The organism is Streptomyces sp. NPDC020299 (assembly GCF_044387825.1).
Classification (GTDB): Bacteria; Actinomycetota; Actinomycetes; order Streptomycetales; family Streptomycetaceae; genus Streptomyces.
This window is the reverse complement of record NZ_JBIRWL010000012.1, coordinates 140920-160721: the sequence shown is the minus strand read 5'-3', so window position 1 is coordinate 160721 and position 19802 is coordinate 140920. Positions and strand designations below refer to the sequence as shown.

The following is a 19802-nucleotide window of genomic DNA, read 5'->3' as shown; positions in this document are numbered from 1 at the left end:
CGCAATGGATCCCGAAGTGGACCCCGAAATGGACAGTGACTTCATCGCACTCGACCGCGTCGAGAAGGTCTTCGACGTCCGCAAGAAGACCGGCTTCCTGAAACGGGAGCGCAGGCAGGTGAGGGCGGTCGACTCGATCTCCTTCCGGGTGGCGCGCGGCGAGATGGTGGGCTACATCGGCCCGAACGGTGCCGGGAAGTCGACGACGATCAAGATGCTGACGGGCATCCTGACCCCGAGCGGCGGCCGGCTGCGGGTCGCGGGCATCGATCCCTCCCGCGAGCGTTCCCGCCTGGCGCACCGCATCGGGGTGGTGTTCGGGCAGCGTACGACGCTGTGGTGGGACCTGCCGCTGATCGACTCCTACCGGCTGGTGCACCGCATGTACCGCGTCCCGGACCGGCGTTACCGGGCGAACCTGGAGCGCTGCGTGGAACTCCTGGAGCTGGCCGACCTGTTGGACGTGCCGGTCCGTCAGCTCTCCCTCGGTCAGCGGATGCGCGGCGACATCGCGGCGGCGCTGCTGCACGATCCGGAGGTGCTCTACCTCGACGAGCCGACGATCGGTCTGGACGTCATCTCCAAGGCCAAGGTGCGTGGGTTCCTGCGGGAGTTGAACGCCGAGCGCGGCACGACGGTCCTGCTGACCACGCACGACCTCCAGGACATCGAGCAGCTGTGCTCGCGGGTGATGGTCATCGACCACGGCCGTCTGATGTACGACGGTCCGCTCGCGGGCCTGCACGAGGTGGGGGAGAGCGAGCGGACCCTGGTGGTGGACCTGGAGCGGGAGTTGCCGCCGATCGAGGTGCCTCAGGCGCGGGTGGTCAGGGTCGAGGGGCCCCGGCAGTGGCTGGCGTTCCCGGCCGCGCAGTCGGCGGCGCCGCTGGTGGCGCGGGTCGCGGCGGAGTATCCGCTGGTGGACCTGTCGGTGCGGGAGCCGGACATCGAGGCGGTGATCGCGACGATGTACGCCGAGAAGTCGGAGAAGTCGGAGAAGTCGGAGCGGGGTGCGGGTGCGCGGCGTGGTGGCCGGGAGGAGCCGGTGTCGTAGCCCTGCGCGCGGCGAACTCGTAGGCTGCTGCCATGACCGACGATGCCCCGGAACTGCGTGCCTCCGACGCCGATCGTGAACGAGTCACCGAGGTCCTGCGGGACGCCCTGGCCGAAGGGCGGCTCGACATGGAGGAGTTCGAGGAGCGCTTGGAGGCGACGTACAAGGCGCGCACCCATGGGGAGTTGACGCCGATCACCCGCGACCTGCTGGCGTCCGGTGCCGGTACGGGCACGCCCGCCGTGTCGACGCGCAAGGAGGCGGCCCGGCACGGGGGTTGGGCGGGACGGATCGTGGGCGGCGAGGGCTCGTCCTCGGGTGCCGTCGCCGTCATGTCCGGCTTCCAGCGCAAGGGGCGCTGGACGGTGCCGAAGCGGTTCAGCTGCTTCGCCTTCTGGGGCGGCGGGCAGATCGACCTGCGGGAGGCGGACTTCGTGGACCGCGAGGTGGAGATCAACTGCGTCGCGATCATGGGCGGGACGCAGATCATCGTGCCGCCCGGCGTCGAGGTCGTCGTGCGCGGCCTCGGGATCATGGGCGCCTTCGACCACCGCGAGGACGGCGTCCCCGCGGAGCCGGGAGCGCCGCGGGTGATCGTGTCGGGCTTCGCCTTCTGGGGCGGCGTCGGCATCAAGCGCGAGCAGACCCGGGCCGAGCGGGCCCGCCTCAAGGAGGAGCGGAGCCGGGAGCGGCTGGAGCGGGGCCCCGGGGAGCACTGAGCCCGGCCGCTCCACCGTGCCTACAGCTCCGCCTGCCCGGCCCCCTTCAGGTAGCGCAGGTCGAACGTCTCGGCCATCTTCCTGAAGCCCAGGTCGCTGGGGTGCAGGTGGTCGCCCGAGTCGTACTCGGCGCGCAGCCGGCGCGGGTCGTAGGGGTCCCGCAGGGCCTGGTCGAAGTCGACCACGGCGTCGTAGACCCGGCCCGCGCGAATCTCGGCGTTGATCTGCTGGCGCACGGCCTCACGGGCCGGCGTGTAGCCGCGGTGGCCCTGGAAGGGCATCAGGGTGGCGCCGACGACCCTCAGGCCACGGGCGTGGGCCTGGCGGACCAGGGTGCGCAGACCGGCGGTGACCTTCGCGGGGTCGGCGAGCCTGGGGTTGCGCAGGATGTCGTTGACGCCGAGGTCTATGACGACGACCTTGACGTTCGTACGGGAGAGCACGTCACGGCCGAAGCGGCCGAGCCCGCTCTGGTTGTCGGCGGGCCGCCCGAGGCCGTCGGCGAGGACCTGGTTGCCGCTGATGCCCTGGTTGACGACGCTGTAGCGGGGCAGGTCGGCGCCGCTCTCGACGGCCGTGCGCAGCCGCTCGGCGAGCACGTCGGTCCAGCGGCGGTTGGCGCCCACGGTGGAGGTGATGCCGTCGGTTATGGAGTCGCCGAGCGCGACGACGGTGCCGTCGGATTCGTTGCTCAGCACGTCAAGGGCCGTCAGGTAGCGCCAGTACGGCGTCTGTTCGGTGTAGCCGGCGGCGGTGGTGTCCTCGGTGTGGTCGCCCGCAGCGATGTACGACACCTGCTGTGCGTGCGGGTGGTAGGTCACCGGGCCCGAGGGGGTGGGGGAGTAGGTGGTGACCAGGACGTCCGTGCCGAGCGGGATGGTGACGCGGACCGCGTCGCTCACGGTCTGGCCGCCGGCCGGGATGACGACGGTGGTGCTGCCGCCGAAGGTGAGCCGCCGCATCGTTTCTGCGGCTGCCGCGGCCGTGTTGTCGCCGGCGGCGACCGCGATCGTGGCGTGCGTGACGGTCAGCGGGGACTGGCCGTAGAGATTGGACAGCGTGACGCGGGCACTCGTACCCCCGGTGCCGGCGTGCACGACGTTGCGCACCGAGCGGCCTGCCATGCCGTTCGTCTCCGTGCCCGGTTCGGCTCCCGCCGGGGAGGTGGACCAGGCGCCGACCCAGCTGCCGGTGGAGGCGGGGGCGACGGCGGTGCCGTGGTGGGGGCGGCCGTCGGCAACGGTTCCGCTGGAGGTGCTGTCGTCGGCCGCGAACCCGACGTAGATGGCGGCGGAAAGGGCCACGACCAGCGCGACGAGCGCACTGAGCAGGGCATAACCATGACGCTTGGTCATGCTTGTGTTGTTCTCCTCGGGCGATGGGAGCCCGAGGCTCCGATCTGATGAGTCCATGATGCGTCATGAACCCGCCCACATTGACGCCGGGAACTCCTTTTCTGTTCCAGGAGTAGGTCAGGAAGGGACAATTGTGTGCGGGATCACCGGACGGGTGGAGCAGATGGAACGTACGGGAACGAGAACGGAAGCGGTCTCACGGACACCGGGAGCCGACTCGGGCACGCCGGGAACGGCCCCGGGCACGCCGGGAGCACCGGGAACGGCCCCGGGGGCCCCGGGCGGCACGCCGCCGTCCTACCGCACCATGACCGCCTTCACCCCCGCCGACGAGGAGCGGCAGCGCGGAGTACGGCGCATGAAACTCACGGCGACCGCGATGCTGCTGTTCGTGGCCGTGGTGTACGTCCTCGCCAAGCTGGCCTCCCACGAGGGCGCGGGCGCCTGGGCGGACTATGTCGCCGCGGCCGCCGAGGCGGGCATGGTCGGCGCCATGGCCGACTGGTTCGCCGTCACCGCCCTCTTCCGCCATCCGCTCGGCCTGCCCATCCCGCACACCGCGATCATCCCCACCAAGAAGGACGCCCTGGGCGTCTCCCTGGGCGAGTTCGTCGGCGAGAACTTCCTCTCCCAGGACGTCGTACGGCAGCGCCTGCGCACCGTCGGCATCGGCAGCCGGCTGGGCGCCTGGCTGGCGGAACCGGAACACGCGGACCGGGTGACCGCCGAACTCGCCACCGCCCTGCGCGGCGCGCTGACCGTACTGCGCGACCAGGACGTCCAGGCGGTGGTCGGCGAGGCCATCACCCGCCGCGCCGACGCCCAGGAGATCGCGCCCGGCATCGGCAAGATGCTGGAGAAGGTCGTCGCGGACGGCGGCCACAAACGGGTCGTCGACCTGGTGGTCGCCCGCGCCCACGACTGGCTCGTCCTGCACGGCGACAGCGTGATGGACGCCGTCCAGGGCGGCGCCCCCGGCTGGACCCCGCGCTTCGTCGACAAGAAGGTCGGCGAACGCGTCTACAAGGAGCTGCTGCGCTTCTGTACGGAGATGCGGGACATGCCGTCCCACCCCGCGCGCGGAGCCCTCGACCGCTTCCTCACCGACTTCGCCTCCGACCTCCAGTCCGACACGGACACCCGCGCGCGCGTGGAGCGCCTCAAGGGCGAGGTGCTTGGCCGCGGCGAGGTCCAGGACCTGATCGCGTCCGCCTGGACCGCCGTACGCGCCATGATCGTCTCCGCGGCCGAGGACGAGCGCAGCCAGCTGCGGCTGCGTGTCCGGGCCTCCCTGCTCTCCCTGGGCTCCCGGATGGCCGTCGAGCCCAAGGTCCAGGACAAGGTCGACAGCTGGGTCGAGGGCGCGGCGGTGCACGTCGTCACCACGTACCGCAAGGAGATCACCTCCCTGATCACCGACACCGTCGCGAGCTGGGACGCCGAGCACACCACCCGCAAGATCGAGGCCCACATCGGCCGTGACCTGCAGTTCATCCGGATCAACGGCACGGTGGTGGGCTCGCTGGTGGGGCTGCTGATCTTCACGGTGTCGCGGGTGCTGGGGGCGTAAGGGGCAGAGAGGCGCGGCGGCGAGGGGGCGAGGGGGCGAGGGGGCGCGGGAGCTTACGGGCGCGGGAGCGTACGGGCGCAGGTCACGGGAACCCGCATTCCCGACCTCGAGAGAGGAGGTCAGGAGGAGGAAGTCCATGACCACAGCCGAGGCCCCGACCGGCCCGACCGTCACCACCCGCATCCCCGCCCGGCTCGACCGCCTGCCCTGGTCCCGCTGGCACTGGACGATCGTCATCGGCCTGGGCACCGTGTGGATCCTCGACGGCCTGGAAGTGACGGTCGTCGGCAACATCGCGAGCCGGCTGTCCGAGCCGGGCAGCGGGCTGTCGATCTCCTCCGGGCAGGTCACCGGCATCGCGGCCGCGCTGTACGTGGCGGGCGCCTGCGTCGGAGCCCTGTTCTGGGGCCGGATGACCGACCGCTTCGGCCGCAAGAAGCTCTTCATGATCACCCTGGCGGTGTATCTCGCGGCGACCGCCCTGACCGCCGTGTCCACCGAGGCCTGGTGGTTCTTCGTCTTCCGCTTCCTGACCGGCTTCGGCATCGGCGGCGAGTACGCGGCGATCAACTCCGCGATCGACGAGCTGATCCCGGCGAAGTACCGGGGCCGCGTCGACCTGGTCATCAACGGCAGCTTCTGGCTGGGCGCGGTCGGCGGCTCCCTGCTGTCGATCGTCGCGCTGAACACGGCCCTGCTGCCCGAGAACCTCGGCTGGCGCCTGACCTTCGCGCTCGGCACCGTCCTCGCCCTGGTCATCCTGCTCGTCCGCCGCCATGTGCCGGAGAGCCCGCGCTGGCTGCTGATCCACGGCCGGGAACGCGAGGCGGAGGACATCGTCTCCTCCATCGAACGGCAGGTCGAGGCGGACAAGGGCGAGCGGCTCGCGGAGCCCGAGGGCGAGCTGGAGATCCAGCAGCGGGGGACCGTCGGCTTCCTGGAGATCGCCCGCACGGTGTTCGCGAAGTACCGCAAGCGGTCCGTGCTCGGCTTCTCCCTCTTCATCGGCCAGGCGTTCCTCTACAACGCCATCACATTCGGCTTCGGCGCGATCCTCACCAAGTTCTTCGACGTCCCGTCCGACCGCACCGGCTACTACTTCGCCGTCATCGCCATCGGCAACTTCTGCGGCCCGCTGCTGCTCGGCAAGCTCTTCGACACCGTGGGCCGCCGAGTGATGATCTCCTCGACCTACCTCCTCTCCGGCCTGCTCCTGTTCGGCACGGCCTGGCTGTTCGACCGTGGATCGCTGAGCGCGACCACCCTGACGGCGTGCTGGTGCGCGGTGCTGTTCTTCGCCTCGGCGGGAGCGTCCAGCGCCTACCTGACCGTCTCCGAGGTCTTCCCGATGGAGACCCGGGCGATGTCCATCGCCTTCTTCTACGCCCTCGGCACCGCCGCCGGCGGTATCAGCGGCCCTCTGCTGTTCGCCGACCTCACCAACACCGGCAAGGTCGGCGACACGGTCCTCGCCTTCCAGATCGGCGCCGGCCTGATGTGCGCGGCCGGCCTGGTCGCCGCGTTCCTCGCGGTCGACGCCGAACGCCGCTCCCTGGAGGACGTCGCCCGCCCGCTCTCGGCCGCGGCGGGCAAGGCGAGGGCGATGAGGAAGGGCCGCAAGGACGCCGCTCGCTCCGGGACGTCGAGGACGTCGAGGACGTCGCAGGGGCGGACGGCGTAGGGGATGCGGGCGCGGGGGCGTGCTGTTACGAGCCCTCGCTCCCGCGCCGCGCCCGGTCCCGCCGCCGCAGCATGAGCAGCCCCCCGGCCACGGCGGTGACGCCCGCGGCGGCGGACCAGCCGAGGAGGTCGCTGGAACCGGTGGCCGCGAGGTCGTGGCCGGAGCCGGAGCCGGAGCCGGTGGCGGGCGAGGGGGAGGCGGCCGACTGCGGACGGGCCCCGGAGCCGCTCGTGGACGTCTTGGCGCTCGCCGCCGGAGTGGGCGCGGCAGTCGGGTCCGCTGCCTTGTCCCGCGTGTACGCCAGCGTGCCGAAGCCGAGCTGGTCGTACCCGCCGCTGTTCGGCCCGTAGTCCCCGCCGCCGCCCTCGGGCGCGGCCTTGGCGGCGATCCGGGTGAGGTAGGTGGCGGACAGCCCCCGGCGCTTGGTGTAGTGGTTGGCGATCATCGCCCAGATCGGCCGGGTCATGCCCGGGTCGACGCCCGCCGCGGCACTGGCGGTCTCCGAACCGGACCAGCCGCCCACAGCCCCCTTCTTCCGAGTGTTGGCGGTATAGGGCACACCGCCGCCCAGACTCCACTTGGCCACGTACTGCGCGCCCTTCAGGAAGCGGCTGTCGTCGTACCCGTACAGGTCGATCCCCTGGTTCCAGGCCATCTCGCAGACGGTGCCCATCAGACCGACGCCGAGCAGCGCGTGCCCCTGGTCGCGGCCGGCCTCCAGCCACTCGGCGAGCCCGTCCTCGTGCACGACGGGAATCGCGTTCTTCACCGAGCCGAGCCCGGCCCCGCTCTTGAAGTACTCCACGACCCGCTCGACCTTGTCCCGGTCGTCGCAGAAGATCCCGGTGGCCAGCACACAGGCCATGGCGGTCAGATCCCAGTTGGGCCAGTAGTTGGTGATCACGGCGCCGTTGTGCTGGGTCAGGAAGGACTCGCCGAGCGGCGAGAAGACATCGCGCAGCACCTTCTTCGCCCCCGCCAGGTCGAAGCCGGGGTGGTCGCGGACGAGCTCCGCCGCGTTGGCGAACTGGTAGCCGTACAGCCCCGCCGCGAGGAACCGGTCGGCGCTGCCCGCGATCGACGTCAGCTTCGCCGACCAGGCGTTGAGGATCGCCACGGCGGTGTCCGCGTACACGCTCTCGCCGCTGACGTGGTGGCGCAGGGCGTTCTGGTAGGCGGCGTGGATGTCGTTGTAGAGGATCGCGTAGTTCTGCGGGCTGCCCGCCCCCCGGTACACGGTCGCCTGCGGGTTGGCCCGCCAGCCGCTCTGCGCGTGCCGGTTGGCGGTCAGCTTGGCGAATCCCGCCGTGTAGGGCGCGGCACCCGCCTTCACCTTGGCCGCCATGCGGCCGAGGTCGGTACGGGTGTGCAGCAGCCCGGGGTGCGCGAAGGCCCCGCCGGCGGCCACGGCCGAGGGGGCGCCGCCGCCCACGACGGCGCCCGCGGCTCCCACGGTTCCTACGGCTCCCGCGGCCTTCAGCAGCCCGCGGCGGGTGAGGTGTCGAGTCTCGTGCATGCCCCGGAGACGGGACGCGGCCCCGCCGATAACAAAAACCGCAATCGCAGCCGCACCGCAGCCGCAGCCGCAGCCGCAGACTCATGGTCATGCTCCGGTGGTCGACCCCGGCCGCACGATCATCAGGACCGTCACGGTGGCCCACAGCAGATTGAAGATCCCGGTGAACATGGCGAGCCGCGCGGTAGCCTCGCGCGTACCGCCGCCCTCCACCAGCGCACCCTGCCCGGGCAGCACCAGCGCGACCAGCACGAGCGCGGCGAGCGCCGTCAACGCGATCGACACGATGAGCCAGGCGCTGCCCAGCACACCCATGTTGCTGGCGGTGGCGAACCCGAAGACCGGGACGGCGACACCGACGACGGCGTACACCGTGCAGATCCGGTGCAGCAGCCGCACGGTCTCACCGGCCCGGAGATCGTCAGGCGCGGCCAGGGCCCGCCGGGCGGCGGGCGGAAACATGCTGGCGGCGACGGTGACGGGCCCGACGGCGACGATCGCGGCGAGGACATGGACGGCGAGGAGGAACTTGTTCACGGGCTGACGCTAGGCCGCGCGATGATCTTGCGACAGTGGCGTTATCGCCAGCATCCAACGGAAAAATGCCAGCCCTGCTTCATCCGCCCCCGGCCGCCTACGCCCGTCGGTCGGCGACCGCCCAGGAGGCCAGCGCCACGGCCCCGGCGACCCCGAACACCGAAGGCCACGCCCCGACCTTCTTGGCCAGCGGATGTGACCCGGCGAACGCGGCGACGTAAGCGGCGCTCAGCGCACCCGCGGCCTTCCCTCCGGCCTGCGCGCGCCACTGCTGAGCGGCCGACACCCCCGCGACGGCCAGAACAACCCCGCCGAGCTGCCGCTTCTTGGTCCAGCGGGCGACACCGTACCCCCCGACGAGCCCCGCAGCGGCCACCACAGAACTGGGAACCTTGGCCATACCAGCCTCCTTCTGTCGTCTGCGCCGAAACTAACTCGCGGATCGTCGACTCGCTGAACCTGAGTCGGAGGTTGTCAACTTTCCTCTTCGGGGTTATATAAGAAGGCGTAGGGCATCGCACCCAACACCGAAGAGAGGAGTGACCCGTGATGCTCATGCGTACAGACCCGTTCCGCGAACTCGACCGTCTCGCGCAGCAGGTCCTCGGATCCGACGCCCGCCCCTCCGCGATGGCGATGGACGCCTACCGTTCCGGGGACGATTTCCTGGTCCACTTCGACCTCCCCGGCGTCGACCCCGAGACGATCGAACTGGACGTCGAACGCAACGTCCTCAACGTCCGCGCCGAGCGCAGGTCCCCCGCCCCCGAAGGCGCGGAACTACTCGTCGCCGAACGGCCCACGGGCTCCTTCACCCGCCAGCTCTTCCTCGGCGACACCCTCGACACGGAGCGCATCGACGCCTCCTACGAGGCCGGAGTCCTGACCCTGCGCATCCCGGTGGCCGAGCAGGCCAAGCCGCGCCGCATCCAGATCACGGGCGGCGACACCGGCCGCACGCAGATCAGCGGCTGACCGCACCAGCTGACCGAACCAGCTGACCGCACCAGGAAAGAAGCGTCCCGCGGGCGATCCCCCTTCCCTCGCCCGCGGGACGAGGTCACCCAGGCAAGGGAGCTCACACACGATGACCGCGACGACGGTGCCGACCGTGACAGTGCCCAGAGTGACACTGCCGACGCCGACGACACTGAGCGGACCACCCACACCGCACGAAACCGCACCCGGCGCACGGCCCGAAGGAAACACCTGGACGGACCTGATCGACAAAGTCCAGGAAGCCGGCCGCTACCCCACGCGCCGGGAGGCGGAACACATCACCCGCACGGTCCTTTCCGCCCTCGGTGCCCACGTGATCGGCGACGAACGCGTGGCCCTGGCCCGCGCCCTCCCCGAGGAGGCGGCGAAGACGGTGGCCTCCCAGATCCCGGCCACCCACCCCCGGACCGCCCCCGAGTTCGTCGACTCGGTCGCGGCCCGCATCGAGGGAGCGACCCCCGCCATGGCCCGCTGGGACGTCAGCTCGGTCCTCAGCGTGCTCCCTGACCTGGTCGGCGACGACCTGATCACCCGCATCATCGCCCAACTCCCGCCCGGCTACGCCCTGCTGTTCGGCCGAGCGGACCTGTCCCGCACCCCGTAGCCACTCGCCGACCATCCGCCGGGCCGGGCCGCCGCGCCGCGGAATCGGTGTGGCGGCGGCCCGGCTCACCGGGCGACCATGCCCCCGTGCCCCCACATCCGACAGCCCCCGCGCGCCACCTCACCACTCCGGACGGCACCCGCATCGCCTACCGCGACCACACCCCACCCGGCGCCCGCCTCGGCCGCCGCCCCGTCCTCCTCCTCCACGGCCTGGCGGGCCACATGGGCGAATGGGACGACCTGGCCGCCCGCCTCCTCGCCGACGGCCACCGCGTGGTGACGTACGACGCGAGAGGCCACGGCGACAGCACGCGCACACCCCCGGACATGACGCGAGCGGCGGCGGTGGCCGACGCGGTGACCCTGATCAACCATCTGCGCCTGGCCCCCGCGACCCTCGTCGGCCAGTCCCTGGGAGGCCTGACGGCCTTGCTGCTGGCGGCGAGGCACGCCCCTCTGGTCGACTCCCTGACCCTGGTGGAGGCAGGCCCCGCGGGGCGCAAGCCGGGCCTCCCGGCCGAGATCGGCGCCTGGCTGGACAGCTGGCCGCCCGTCTTCAAGTCGAGGCAGGAGGCACTTGCCTTCCTCGGCCACGAAGCATGGATGAAGGGCTTGGACGAACGGGAGGGCGGCTGGCACTCGAGGCTGGACCGCAACACCATGATCGCAGCAGTCGCGGAACTGGCGACGGACGACTACTGGACAGACTGGTCGCGCATCGCCTGCCCGACGCTGGTCGTCCGCGGCGAGAACGGAACGATGCCGCCCGCCGAGGCGGCCGACATGCGCAGCCGTCGCCCCTCGACCCGGATCACCGTCATCACCGACGCCCGCCACGACGTCCACCTGGACCAGCCTGAGTCGCTGTACGAGACGATCGCCCGCTTCTTGAACGACTGAGGCGGCTCAGACCCGCTCGAGCGGCCGATGCGGCCCCTCCGGCACGCTCACCTTGATCACGTCACCCGGCCGCACCACGCCACCCTCCCGCACGACGCCCATGATCCCGGCCTTCCGCACAAGGCTCCCGTCCTCACCCCGCCCGACGACCTGCTTCAGCAGCCCCCGCTGAAAGTTGTCGATCTGCAGACAGGGATTCCGCAACCCGGTCACCTCGACCACGGCCTCGTCCCCGATCCGCAACAGAGCCCCGGTCGGCAGCGCCAGCAGATCAATCCCCCGGGTGGTGATGTTCTCCCCGAGCTCCCCGGCCGCGACCCGAAAGCCCGCACCGCCCACCTCCCCGAACAGCTCCTCATGGATGAGGTGCACCTGCCGCAGATTGGGCTGAGTGGGATCCTGAGCGAGCCGGGACCGGTGCTTGACGGTCACCCCGGAGTGCACATCCCCTTCGACCCCGAGCCCGGCGAGCAGGTTGATGTTCTCCCGGTTCGGCTTGCTGAACGAGTACTCGCCGTTACTGCTGACAGCCGTGACCACCGCGTTCATGCTGGGCCCCCTTTTCCCATCACGTCAGACGTCACACGTTACTCACCAGGAGCCGGTAACCCACATCGATGGCCTCGAGCCCCAGCAACTCAGCATGCCGCGCGTGCCACCGCCCGCTCGCCAGGTCCCCGGCAAGCCGTTCCAGCCCTGGCGCGATGACGTCTTCCCCGGTCTGCGCACACAGCGAAATCCCCGCCCGCACCTCCGGATCGAGATAAGCCTCGGGCCGACGCCAATAGGCAGCCCCGAACCCATCCGTACAGTCATGAGGCACAGGAACGTTCTCGACCCGAGCCCCACCGAGCAGCTCGGCCAAGACCTCCACCGGCACGGCCCGCGAGTCATCGAACGCAACGGCCTCCGGCAGATACTCCCGCACAAGCCAGAACCGCTCCCGAAACACAACCTGATCCCAGGTCAGCACGACAACCCGCCGCCGAGCCACCCGCCGCAACTCCCGCACCCCCGCGGCCAGATCCCTCCAGTGATGCACGGTAAGCAACGCCATCACGGCATCGGCCGCCCCATCCCGCACCGGCAACCGCTCCGCGACCGCCTGCACGGCCGGCGCGGCCCCCACCGGCCGCTGATCCACCATGACCCGACTGGGCTCCACGGCAAGCACAGTCACCTCCGGCTCATACGACCCGGCCCCCGCCCCCACGTTGATCACATCAGCCATGCCATCCAGCGCGGCATGAATCCGCGAACCGATCCGCGGATCGGGCCGCCGGGTCCGCGCATACGTCGTACCGAGTGAGTCGTAAAGCGCCACACCGCCAGTATCAGAGCCGACGCTACGGCCCGTCACCCACCTTCGCGCCAAGTCACCGCGTCCCAGCACCGGGGCGGAGCCTGCCGCCCTCGTCGAGATCGTCCAGTACCGCGGGCAGACCGACGCTCAGCATCTTCCGCCGCACGCGACCCAGGAACTGGGCCATGAAAAACCCGCCGACGCCCGTGAAGCCCGTGTGGTCATAGCTGAAACGTGTGCCCTCGGCATGCGGCTCAACCCGGTAGGCGACTTCGGTCGTCTCGCCACCCCCGGGGTCGGTCCACGAGTAACGCAGCAGCCGCGGCTCGTCCACCTCCAGCACGACGCAGTCGACGATGCCGCTCCAGCCGGGCTTCGGCTTCGCGACGAACCGGAACCCGGCGCCGACGGTGGTGGTGAACCCCTCCGGCCGCGCACCGGCGCCGGTAGCGGTCCACAGCGGGATGAGCGCGGGGTCGGTGAGGGCGCGCCAGACCTTGGCGGGGGAGTGGGGGTAGTCGCGAACTATGTGGATGGCGCTCATGAGGACTCCCCAAACAGTCGGACGCAAAGCCACGTCATTTCTACAGCAACTAAAAATTTATAGTAGCAGTAATAATCTAGTCACTGGATAGGCTGAGGCCATGAGCACAGTGGACTGGACGGCCTGGCACCCACAGACCAGGGAGCCCGGGACTGAAGGGCTGCGGGAGCGCAAGAAGCGCCTGACGCGGCAGCAACTGTCCGACACCGCGACCGAGATGTTCCTCGAGCGTGGCTTCGACGCCGTGCGCGTCTCGGAGATCGCTCAGGCGTGCGGGGTCTCGGAGAAGACGGTCTTCAACTACTTCCCGACCAAGGAATCGCTCATCCTGGACCGCGGGGAGACCACGATGGCCGCTCTGCGCGCCGGCCTGGCCGACCCCGACCACCCCCCGGTCGAGGCGGTGCTGCGGATCCTCTCCGCCGAGTTGCGAGCCCTGACGTCCTGGATCGCCACCCAGGACGACCCCGTAGAGGCCGCAGCCAAGATCAGGCGCTTCGGCACCTTGACCAGGTCCACGCCCTCCCTCCGAGCCCACCACCGCGACATGACCGACCGCCTCGTCACCGCCGCGGCCGAAGTACTGGCCGAGCGCACCCGGCTGAGCCCGGACGACCCGGAGCCCCAGATCGCGGCAACCGCCCTACTGGGCCTGTGGCCCATCCAGTCCCAGAGCCTGACGAAACACCTGGACGGCATCCGCACCCCCACCCAGCTCCAAGAGGCGGTAACCGCCGACGTCCACCGCGCGGCCCAACTGATCACCACCGGCCTGGCCTCACTCGCCGACGTCACGCATCCCATCGAAGACCAAGAGGAAGACGCCACCACTCCCTGACGCGCAAACCACCCCGCCAGTGAATCCGCCCTCTCGGGGAGCGATTGGCAGATATGGGCCACGCTCAAGCTCCGCGACCTGCGGTTGCCCTCCCCGCTCCCGTCCCATATCTGCCAATCACCGTACGCCTGCGCGGGCAAGGGGCAGTTGCAGCTAAATCGGCGCGCCCCCTGGGAAACTGGCAGGCTCCACCAGGGCGGGTCATGAGAAGGTGCGGTTCGATCCGGCAGAGGGGGAAGAATGGGACTGGTCTACAGCTACGACATCTACCTGCGTCCCCGAAACATCGCCAAGGCGCTGGCCAATATGGCCAAGCTGGCACCACCGGCCCCGCGCGTGCCGCCCCTCGACATCACCCTGCCCGGCGGTGAACGGCTCGTCCTCCCGTTCACGTCCCACTTCGAGAGCGAGCCGGTCGACTGCTCCACGAGCAGCACGCTCGAACTCGACACGTCCCTCATGTTCGACGTCGATGACGCGCTGCGCGAGTACGCGAAGGCGGGTGGCCACCAACCCGGGGCGGACGGGCGCATCCAGATCGGGTACATCTACGCGACGATCCGGTTCGAGTCCTTCCTGCACCCCGGTTACGCGTCGGTGGAATGCTCGGCAGCGACGTCCGGGATGAGCCGCTTGTTCGCGCGGTCGACCAACATCAGGAAGGCGTTCACCGACCTCACCGCCGCCAGCGGCGCAGCATGTTGCCTGTTCGACACCGGCGACGGCGGCCCCGAGCAAGTCTGCTGGCTCAACGGCGAGCCCACCCAGGAGATGGTCTCCGGCCCCCGCTTCCCAGACTGGCGAGCCCTTGCGGCGACTTGGCCGGACCCCGAGAGGTGAGCACCGGCACCCTCAAGCTTCACACGCCGTCAAGGACTTCGCGTCGCAATGCATCGATGAACGCCAGCCAGGCACGTCGCTGAACAGCCACGACCGGCCCATCCGGATTCTTGGAGTCCCGTACGCGGGTGCCGTCCCCGGACCATGCTCACTCGACGCACGCGAGATCGGGCGGGCACAGCGTGATCCTGCCGGTCATCAAGACTTCGTGGTTCGCGAAGAGCGCGTCGAGGCCGAAACTGCGGTGGATGTGCGCGGTCCACTTCGCGTTCGGGAGGTCTTTGTGCGTCGTGACCACCCGAGCACGGCTGGCTTGAGTAAGGATCCAGCGTGCTTGCTCCCCACCGGAGGTACGACCGCCCAGGTCTCGCGCCAGGCGCCACAGCTCGTCACCGTTGCTCTGCGCATCGACGACAGTCACGACCCCGAGGTCACCCAACTGCCGTTCGTCACTGGACTGAGTCGTGTATGCGACGGTGAGGCCCTCCAGGGGAAAGACGGTCACACGGCTCGTTGCGGTCAGCTCCGCCAGGAACACGGTGGGAATCCGTTCTCGAGCGAGGACTGGCGGGCCGATCACGACAGGACCGGCCCGCCTTACCGGGGGATGACGGGATCGCGGTCAGCAGCAGGGGCCGTCGCCGCAGCAGGCGGGCGGGTTGCACTCCGCCGCCGTGCCCCACAGCCGTTCGTCGACGTCGAAGCCCGCGGCGCGGATCCTGCCTACGACGTCGACCATGAGCCCGCGAGTGCGGACCTTGGAGTTCGGCTGGTGGTGCAGGAAGTAGCCGAAGCTGCGTTCGCACCAGTCGGCGTACCAGCTGGTGTGCAGGATGAGGGTGTGCCAGCCGGGGTCGACCTGCTGGGAGGGCGCCATGCTCGCACCCTCACCGCTGGCGCCCATGACGTAGACGAGGGCAAGAGCCTGGTCGATCACCCGGTCGGCGACACAGCGCTCCAGGCCGTACTCGTCGGCGCAGAAAGCGGCGAGGGTCTCGAACTCGGTGTCGGTGACGAGGGAGCGGCCGGTACGGGTCGAGGGGGCGGCGACGGCGCTGGGGGTCATCGAGAGACCTTCTTCGGAACTGGTGGCGCTGCGGAACGGGGTCGGGTCGGAGGCTGGGGCGGGAAGTAACGGAGTCGTGTGCAGCACTGGTTCACCTCACAGTGGGGGGACCTTCGGGTGGCCCTCTCCCACAGCGCCGAATGCCTGTCGTGTGCTCGAGGAGAGGGAGTCGACATACGCTGATCGGCGTGGCGAAGGGCCGTGAGCAGCGGGAAGCCGTGGGAGAGGGAGATCAACCGCTCCCCGACGGGCCAATGCCCCTGCCCAGGGCAGTCTTTCGGGGCTCAAAGCCGTGTGCCGAGGGCGATTCAGTCGTTGCGGGCCTGCCGCGTCATCGCCTTCAGCTGGTGGTCACCGAGGTCGGTGGGTAGAAGCCGCCAGGCCCGTCGCATTGCCGCATTCACCAGGATGGGCCGAGTTCCCGACTGCCCACCTCCTCGACGGGCCAGGCTCGACGCACGGCGGTGGGATTTCGAGCGCGGGCCAGGAGCCGTTTCTGGCTGCCTGCCCGATGGACGGGGCGGGTTTGGAGGCCATGAGCAGGACGTTAGGCGGCACGATTGCGCGCCTGCGTGACGATTGCACATGATTGCGCGCATGGCTGTGGCGCTTGTGGCTGATTGCCTAAGAGAGGTCCAAAGAGGCTCTCGCCCGGCCGATCAGACGGCGTGCCGGCGTCCCGTACTCGGCGGACTCGGCGAGCCAGTCCCATGCCCGCTCATACAAGCGGATGTCCTCGTCCCCGGTGAGCCACAGCTCTTCACTGATCGTCTCGACGATGACCAGGCGACAGTCGTAGATCCAGAACGCGTGCGGTGCCGTACGGCGCAACTGCGCACCGAAGGGAAGAATGCCGAGCTCGATCCGGCGCTGGCCCACCAGGTTGTACAGCCGGTCCAGTTGTTCCGCCATGACCCCCGCGGGACATGAGCGGTGGTAAAGGGCCGCCTCGCACACGAGGAACCGGAACTGCTTCGCAGGGTCGTACAGCGCCTCCTGGCGACGCATCCGGGTCTCTACCGCTGCATCGGTGGTCGGCGTGATGCCACGGAACTCCGCGTTGGAGTCGAAGATGACACGGGCGTACTCCGGCGTCTGAAACAGCCCGGGAACGCGCGAGACCTCCAGCCCCCGGATCACCTTGGTGGCCTCGGTCTGGCGAACGGCGATCTCCTGGCGGCCGCGGTGCCCGCCGGCCAGCTGGCGCTGCCAGGAGCGGTGCCGCTGCTTCATCTCCAGCCCGGCTCGTAGCCCCTGGAGCTCGGTTTCGACGTCCGGTTGGTTGCAGGCCCGCGCCCACGCGGTCAGGTCGGCTGCGGACGGGGTTTGCTTGCCGTTTTGCAGGCGGGAGACCTTCGACGGCTGACAGCCGAGTTTGGCGGCAAGATCCTTGCCATCCAGACCGGCCTCGGTGCGCAGCTCGCGCAGCCGCGCGCCGAGGGCTTCTCTTGCGGTCTGGTAGTCCGTGCTCACACGGTGGAACGTACCTGGCTGGCAAACTCTTCGGTACGGACCGCATGGTGCCAGGCGGCGTCCCGGGCCTGACAGGCCGCTAGGACTTCGACCGGGTCCTCAGTGACGTACACGCCCAGGGTGGTGTCATCGTCGTCGAACGCGAAGCGGGCGAGTACCTTCGAGTCGAAGAGCCAGAAGTCCCAGTCAGGCAAGCGCAGTTCCTTCGCTCGCCTGCGGCTCAGGTTACGAATGTCCTCGCCTGCCGCGACGTTGTTGGGCGCGCTCGCCATCAGGAACTCCTGCCCCTGCGTGAGCGGCTCGTCGACCAGCCGTACGCGCTCGAACCGCTTGCCCTGGGCCGTCTGCACACGGACGTTCTCACGCCAGGCGTTGTCCGGAGCGCCGGTGATGTCCTCGCCCGCGAGGAACCGGGACCATCCGGGGCTCTTGCGGTCGGAGGCATACCCATGGCGGGTCTCCAGGCGCCAGGCGGTATGCCTGAAGTCGCGGAAGAGGTCGGAGATGGAGGCGAACGGCTGAAGCTCTGAGGCGTCAGCCTGGGGCGCGTAGCGGATCAGCAGACCACGCGGGACCCGGACGAAGGTCTCTGACTCCTTGACGTCCCGCAGCTGGGCCAGGTGCTCGGGGTTGGTCTCACGCTCACCTTGGACGAGGACCTCGTCCGTCCCCTCGATGTCGTACAGGGTGGGGCAGTCGCCGTCTTCGCTGGTTGTGCCGAGGAACCTGAGCACCATCTCGCCCTCCTACTACGGTGGTTGAAGATCCAGGATGCGCGTACGGCCTCGACGGGTGCCCAACGATTGCGGCAGATTGCGCCTGCCGAGCGACGACCGGAGATTGCACGCAAGCCGACTCGACGGCCGTCTCCGGGGCGCCGTCATCCCAGCTGGTCTCTCAATAGGTCAGCGGCTGCCAAGAAGCCTGCCCAGACCGTCGCCGACACGGCGAGGTGTGGGTGGCCTGGCTGTTTGGAGTCCCGTATGAGTACGCCAGATGGGGTGAAAGCGGCCTCTACGCACTCGGTGCCGCTGCCGCCGCTGTAAGAGGACTTGAACCAGTGCAGTTCCGACGACGCTGCCATCAAGGCTCCTTGCTGATCCGCTCGATGAGTTCCGCTGAGGACTCGAAGTCCAGGGCCTGGGCGCTGAGGTACTCGAACGCCAACCTATAACGCTCCAGTTCCTGCGGTTTCTCCATGAAGAGGCCGCCGCCGATGAGGTCCACGTACACCACGTCGAGCTCTCGGGTCTGCCCGCGCAGGACGGCGAAACTGCCTACAGCCGCTGCGTGCGCGCCGCGTGCGAACGGCAGTACCTGGACTGTGATGTGCGGCCTTTGGGAGACGGTGAGCAGGTGTTGCAACTGCTGACGCATAACCTCACGGCCGCCGACCAGCCGTCGGATGGCTGCTTCGTCGATCACGCACCAGATGTGTGGTGGCTCCTCCCGATCCAGCAACTCCTGACGCTTCATACGAATGTCGACCATGTGCTGGACTTCGCGTTCAGGGCACTGCACCTCTGAGGCCCGGTGTACGGCTTCGGCGTACGCGCGGGTCTGAAGTAGGCCGGGAACGTACATGCAGGCGTAGTGGTCCTCGCGTACGACCTCGTCTTCGAGGGTCAGCATGAGGTTCATGGACTCGGGGATGGAGTCGGCGAGGGAGCGCCACCAGCCCTGGATCTTGGCGCCCTTGGCTAGCTCGACCAGCGCGAGGCGCTCCTCGTCCGTGGCGCCGTACTCGCGGCAGAGAGCGTCAACGGCCGGCCACTTCACCGTGCCTTCCTTTGTCTCGTAGCGGCTGAGTGTCGCCTTCGAGATGCCGACGCGGGCTCCAGCCTCCTCCAGGGTGAGCCCCGTCGACTCCCGGAGTCGACGTAGGTCTGCCCCCAGCTGGCGCCTGCGAGTGGTGGGTCCAACTGCCATGCCTGAGGCCCTTCCTGCCGGTGCGTAGATCGTCCTCGTCCCCCTAGAGGGACTGCAAGGTGGTGTGCGCCGGGGCGCGTTGCGCGCCGCCGTGCTCCTCCTCGCCAGAAATGAGAGTTCCATTTTGGAAGTCTCAATGCAACTCTTGGTTGCCGTGAGGTTACTGAACGCACAGGGTGCCATTGGCAGGGTGAGCGAGGGAGTCGAGTACGTCATGGACTGCACCGGTTGTATGCCACGAAGGTCGTGGGAACTGCCTTTTCTGGCTGAGGCGGAGGAAGTTGTCGCGCTGCGACGGACCCTGCGACTGCACCTGGAGCTTTGGGGGTTGCAGGGCCTCAGTGAAGCCGCGGAACTCTGCGTCACCGAGCTCGTCGCCAACGTCATCAAGCACGTGGGACCTGGCACCCCCACCACACTTGCGGTCCGCATGAATGGCACTCGCCTGCGCATCGAGGTCCACGACCCGGACCCTCGTGCCCTGCCGAACCTGGCTGACGCGGACTCGGATGCCGAGACGGGGCGGGGTATGGCCCTTATCGACGCCATCAGCGACCGATGGGGCGTCGATCTCACGGCCGGACGCAAGGCGACATGGTGCGAGCTGCTGACGAGTGTCAGAACGACTGTCGGGCACACCACGGGCCCTCGCGTGGTCCGAGCCGCAGACGTGCTCGGCCTCTATACCAGTGAGTCGATTCCGCCGCCGGGCTCGAGTCGCCTACGGGCGTCGGCGGCGGAGGAGGCGGCGATCGGCGTGATCACCGATCTCCTCCACTGGCTTTGGGTGCACGGCCGGGACCCGGAGGAGGTACTCGACCGAGCCCAGGTCCATTTCGAGGCCGAGGTCGAGGCTCGTTGACGGGCAGCCG

At 69.4% G+C, this 19802-nt stretch carries 23 protein-coding genes and 1 pseudogene; 10 read left to right on the top strand and 14 right to left on the bottom strand.

Annotated features, from left to right (window positions below):
• Window positions 1-4 precede the first annotated feature (4 nt).
• Together ACH45E_RS28905 and ACH45E_RS28900 are read left to right on the top strand one after the other, a co-directional pair.
• Entirely contained in the window at window positions 5-1054 is a 1050-nt protein-coding gene (locus tag ACH45E_RS28905) for an ATP-binding cassette domain-containing protein (protein ID WP_361450365.1), read from the top strand.
• 32 nt (window positions 1055-1086) lie between these two features.
• Window positions 1087-1773, top strand: coding sequence for a DUF1707 domain-containing protein (locus ACH45E_RS28900; protein ID WP_361450368.1), 687 nt, complete (start codon window positions 1087-1089; stop codon window positions 1771-1773).
• Between the two features lie 20 nt (window positions 1774-1793).
• On the opposite strand, the gene ACH45E_RS28895 is transcribed toward ACH45E_RS28900, so the two are convergent.
• Window positions 1794-3128, bottom strand: coding sequence for an SGNH/GDSL hydrolase family protein (locus tag ACH45E_RS28895; protein ID WP_361450371.1), 1335 nt, complete (start codon window positions 3126-3128; stop codon window positions 1794-1796).
• Window positions 3129-3291: 163 nt separating this feature from the next.
• Here ACH45E_RS28895 and ACH45E_RS28890 point away from each other — a divergent pair, with 163 nt between their 5' ends.
• Entirely contained in the window at window positions 3292-4698 is a 1407-nt protein-coding gene (locus ACH45E_RS28890) for a DUF445 domain-containing protein (protein WP_399041741.1), read from the top strand.
• 136 nt (window positions 4699-4834) lie between these two features.
• Complete coding sequence (locus ACH45E_RS28885; protein ID WP_361450377.1) at window positions 4835-6379, top strand: MFS transporter; 1545 nt, start codon at window positions 4835-4837, stop codon at window positions 6377-6379.
• Between the two features lie 25 nt (window positions 6380-6404).
• Here ACH45E_RS28885 and ACH45E_RS28880 read toward each other — a convergent pair whose 3' ends face one another.
• The 3 genes from ACH45E_RS28880 to ACH45E_RS28870 all read right to left on the bottom strand — a co-directional run bounded on the left by ACH45E_RS28880 (window position 6405) and on the right by ACH45E_RS28870 (window position 8832).
• A complete protein-coding gene (locus tag ACH45E_RS28880; RefSeq protein WP_361450378.1) occupies window positions 6405-7895 on the bottom strand; it encodes an alginate lyase family protein in 1491 nt (496 codons plus the stop codon).
• A gap of 87 nt (window positions 7896-7982) precedes the next feature.
• The gene (locus ACH45E_RS28875) at window positions 7983-8432 is read right to left on the bottom strand and encodes a hypothetical protein (RefSeq protein ID WP_361450380.1); all 450 of its coding nucleotides are present in this window, start codon (window positions 8430-8432) and stop codon (window positions 7983-7985) included.
• A 97-nt stretch (window positions 8433-8529) separates the two neighbouring features.
• Window positions 8530-8832 carry a hypothetical protein gene (locus tag ACH45E_RS28870; RefSeq protein ID WP_361450382.1) on the bottom strand — a complete coding sequence of 101 codons (303 nt, stop codon included), beginning with the start codon at window positions 8830-8832 and terminating at the stop codon, window positions 8530-8532.
• 149 nt (window positions 8833-8981) lie between these two features.
• Here ACH45E_RS28870 and ACH45E_RS28865 point away from each other — a divergent pair, with 149 nt between their 5' ends.
• The 3 genes from ACH45E_RS28865 to ACH45E_RS28855 all read left to right on the top strand — a co-directional run bounded on the left by ACH45E_RS28865 (window position 8982) and on the right by ACH45E_RS28855 (window position 10937).
• Window positions 8982-9407 carry an Hsp20/alpha crystallin family protein gene (locus ACH45E_RS28865; protein WP_361450384.1) on the top strand — a complete coding sequence of 142 codons (426 nt, stop codon included), beginning with the start codon at window positions 8982-8984 and terminating at the stop codon, window positions 9405-9407.
• A 112-nt stretch (window positions 9408-9519) separates the two neighbouring features.
• Window positions 9520-10035 (top strand): DUF2267 domain-containing protein, encoded by a 516-nt coding sequence (locus ACH45E_RS28860; RefSeq protein WP_361450387.1) that lies wholly within the window; start codon window positions 9520-9522, stop codon window positions 10033-10035.
• An 86-nt stretch (window positions 10036-10121) separates the two neighbouring features.
• Window positions 10122-10937, top strand: a complete 816-nt coding sequence (locus ACH45E_RS28855) for an alpha/beta hydrolase (protein ID WP_361450390.1) — start codon at window positions 10122-10124, stop codon at window positions 10935-10937.
• A gap of 6 nt (window positions 10938-10943) precedes the next feature.
• On the opposite strand, the gene ACH45E_RS28850 is transcribed toward ACH45E_RS28855, so the two are convergent.
• From ACH45E_RS28850 to ACH45E_RS28840, 3 genes are read right to left on the bottom strand one after another with little or no spacing between them, the layout of a single operon-like run.
• Window positions 10944-11486: an MOSC domain-containing protein gene (locus ACH45E_RS28850; RefSeq protein ID WP_361450393.1), complete on the bottom strand. Its 543-nt coding sequence runs from the start codon at window positions 11484-11486 to the stop codon at window positions 10944-10946.
• Window positions 11487-11517: 31 nt separating this feature from the next.
• Window positions 11518-12261: a methyltransferase domain-containing protein gene (locus ACH45E_RS28845; RefSeq protein WP_361450396.1), complete on the bottom strand. Its 744-nt coding sequence runs from the start codon at window positions 12259-12261 to the stop codon at window positions 11518-11520.
• A 52-nt stretch (window positions 12262-12313) separates the two neighbouring features.
• On the bottom strand, window positions 12314-12784 hold the full coding sequence (locus ACH45E_RS28840; RefSeq protein ID WP_361450399.1) for an SRPBCC domain-containing protein: 471 nt from the start codon (window positions 12782-12784) through the stop codon (window positions 12314-12316).
• 100 nt (window positions 12785-12884) lie between these two features.
• On the opposite strand from ACH45E_RS28840, the gene ACH45E_RS28835 reads away from it, so the two are divergent.
• Both ACH45E_RS28835 and ACH45E_RS28830 read left to right on the top strand, forming a co-directional pair.
• Window positions 12885-13622: a TetR family transcriptional regulator gene (locus ACH45E_RS28835; protein WP_361450402.1), complete on the top strand. Its 738-nt coding sequence runs from the start codon at window positions 12885-12887 to the stop codon at window positions 13620-13622.
• A gap of 240 nt (window positions 13623-13862) precedes the next feature.
• The gene (locus tag ACH45E_RS28830) at window positions 13863-14462 is read left to right on the top strand and encodes a hypothetical protein (RefSeq protein ID WP_361450405.1); all 600 of its coding nucleotides are present in this window, start codon (window positions 13863-13865) and stop codon (window positions 14460-14462) included.
• A 19-nt stretch (window positions 14463-14481) separates the two neighbouring features.
• Here the strand turns inward: ACH45E_RS28830 and ACH45E_RS28825 are convergent.
• The 7 genes and pseudogenes from ACH45E_RS28825 to ACH45E_RS28795 all read right to left on the bottom strand — a co-directional run.
• Window positions 14482-14577 (bottom strand): annotated as a pseudogene (locus ACH45E_RS28825) (DUF397 domain-containing protein); the annotation flags it as partial.
• Between the two features lie 33 nt (window positions 14578-14610).
• Window positions 14611-15000, bottom strand: a complete 390-nt coding sequence (locus tag ACH45E_RS28820) for a hypothetical protein (protein ID WP_361450408.1) — start codon at window positions 14998-15000, stop codon at window positions 14611-14613.
• 84 nt (window positions 15001-15084) lie between these two features.
• Complete coding sequence (locus ACH45E_RS28815) at window positions 15085-15528, bottom strand: hypothetical protein (RefSeq protein ID WP_361450411.1); 444 nt, start codon at window positions 15526-15528, stop codon at window positions 15085-15087.
• A 624-nt stretch (window positions 15529-16152) separates the two neighbouring features.
• Window positions 16153-17001 carry a helix-turn-helix transcriptional regulator gene (locus tag ACH45E_RS28810; RefSeq protein ID WP_361450414.1) on the bottom strand — a complete coding sequence of 283 codons (849 nt, stop codon included), beginning with the start codon at window positions 16999-17001 and terminating at the stop codon, window positions 16153-16155.
• Window positions 16998-17738, bottom strand: coding sequence for a DUF6879 family protein (locus ACH45E_RS28805; protein WP_361450417.1), 741 nt, complete (start codon window positions 17736-17738; stop codon window positions 16998-17000). Before ACH45E_RS28805 ends, ACH45E_RS28810 begins: the two co-directional genes overlap by 4 nt.
• 143 nt (window positions 17739-17881) lie before the next feature.
• A complete protein-coding gene (locus ACH45E_RS28800) occupies window positions 17882-18085 on the bottom strand; it encodes a DUF397 domain-containing protein (RefSeq protein WP_361450420.1) in 204 nt (67 codons plus the stop codon).
• Window positions 18085-18930 carry a helix-turn-helix transcriptional regulator gene (locus ACH45E_RS28795; RefSeq protein WP_361450423.1) on the bottom strand — a complete coding sequence of 282 codons (846 nt, stop codon included), beginning with the start codon at window positions 18928-18930 and terminating at the stop codon, window positions 18085-18087. The genes ACH45E_RS28800 and ACH45E_RS28795 overlap by 1 nt, the downstream gene beginning before the upstream one ends.
• Window positions 18931-19144: 214 nt before the next feature.
• On the opposite strand from ACH45E_RS28795, the gene ACH45E_RS28790 reads away from it, so the two are divergent.
• A complete protein-coding gene (locus ACH45E_RS28790; RefSeq protein ID WP_399041805.1) occupies window positions 19145-19792 on the top strand; it encodes an ATP-binding protein in 648 nt (215 codons plus the stop codon).
• Window positions 19793-19802 lie beyond the last annotated feature (10 nt).

Excerpts from the sequence above, each read along its gene's own strand:
- ACH45E_RS28905 (WP_361450365.1), top strand. The coding sequence starts at position 5 with ATGGATCCCGAAGTGGACCCCGAAATGGACAGTGACTTCATCGCACTC.
- ACH45E_RS28900 (WP_361450368.1), top strand. The coding sequence starts at position 1,087 with ATGACCGACGATGCCCCGGAACTGCGTGCCTCCGACGCCGATCGTGAA.
- ACH45E_RS28895 (WP_361450371.1), bottom strand. The coding sequence starts at position 3,128 with ATGACCAAGCGTCATGGTTATGCCCTGCTCAGTGCGCTCGTCGCGCTG.
- ACH45E_RS28890 (WP_399041741.1), top strand. The coding sequence starts at position 3,292 with ATGGAACGTACGGGAACGAGAACGGAAGCGGTCTCACGGACACCGGGA.
- ACH45E_RS28885 (WP_361450377.1), top strand. The coding sequence starts at position 4,835 with ATGACCACAGCCGAGGCCCCGACCGGCCCGACCGTCACCACCCGCATC.
- ACH45E_RS28880 (WP_361450378.1), bottom strand. The coding sequence starts at position 7,895 with ATGCACGAGACTCGACACCTCACCCGCCGCGGGCTGCTGAAGGCCGCG.
- ACH45E_RS28870 (WP_361450382.1), bottom strand. The coding sequence starts at position 8,832 with ATGGCCAAGGTTCCCAGTTCTGTGGTGGCCGCTGCGGGGCTCGTCGGG.
- ACH45E_RS28865 (WP_361450384.1), top strand. The coding sequence starts at position 8,982 with ATGCTCATGCGTACAGACCCGTTCCGCGAACTCGACCGTCTCGCGCAG.
- ACH45E_RS28860 (WP_361450387.1), top strand. The coding sequence starts at position 9,520 with ATGACCGCGACGACGGTGCCGACCGTGACAGTGCCCAGAGTGACACTG.
- ACH45E_RS28850 (WP_361450393.1), bottom strand. The coding sequence starts at position 11,486 with ATGAACGCGGTGGTCACGGCTGTCAGCAGTAACGGCGAGTACTCGTTC.
- ACH45E_RS28840 (WP_361450399.1), bottom strand. The coding sequence starts at position 12,784 with ATGAGCGCCATCCACATAGTTCGCGACTACCCCCACTCCCCCGCCAAG.
- ACH45E_RS28835 (WP_361450402.1), top strand. The coding sequence starts at position 12,885 with ATGAGCACAGTGGACTGGACGGCCTGGCACCCACAGACCAGGGAGCCC.
- ACH45E_RS28830 (WP_361450405.1), top strand. The coding sequence starts at position 13,863 with ATGGGACTGGTCTACAGCTACGACATCTACCTGCGTCCCCGAAACATC.
- ACH45E_RS28815 (WP_361450411.1), bottom strand. The coding sequence starts at position 15,528 with ATGACCCCCAGCGCCGTCGCCGCCCCCTCGACCCGTACCGGCCGCTCC.
- ACH45E_RS28805 (WP_361450417.1), bottom strand. The coding sequence starts at position 17,738 with ATGGTGCTCAGGTTCCTCGGCACAACCAGCGAAGACGGCGACTGCCCC.
- ACH45E_RS28800 (WP_361450420.1), bottom strand. The coding sequence starts at position 18,085 with ATGGCAGCGTCGTCGGAACTGCACTGGTTCAAGTCCTCTTACAGCGGC.
- ACH45E_RS28795 (WP_361450423.1), bottom strand. The coding sequence starts at position 18,930 with ATGGCAGTTGGACCCACCACTCGCAGGCGCCAGCTGGGGGCAGACCTA.
- ACH45E_RS28790 (WP_399041805.1), top strand. The coding sequence starts at position 19,145 with ATGGACTGCACCGGTTGTATGCCACGAAGGTCGTGGGAACTGCCTTTT.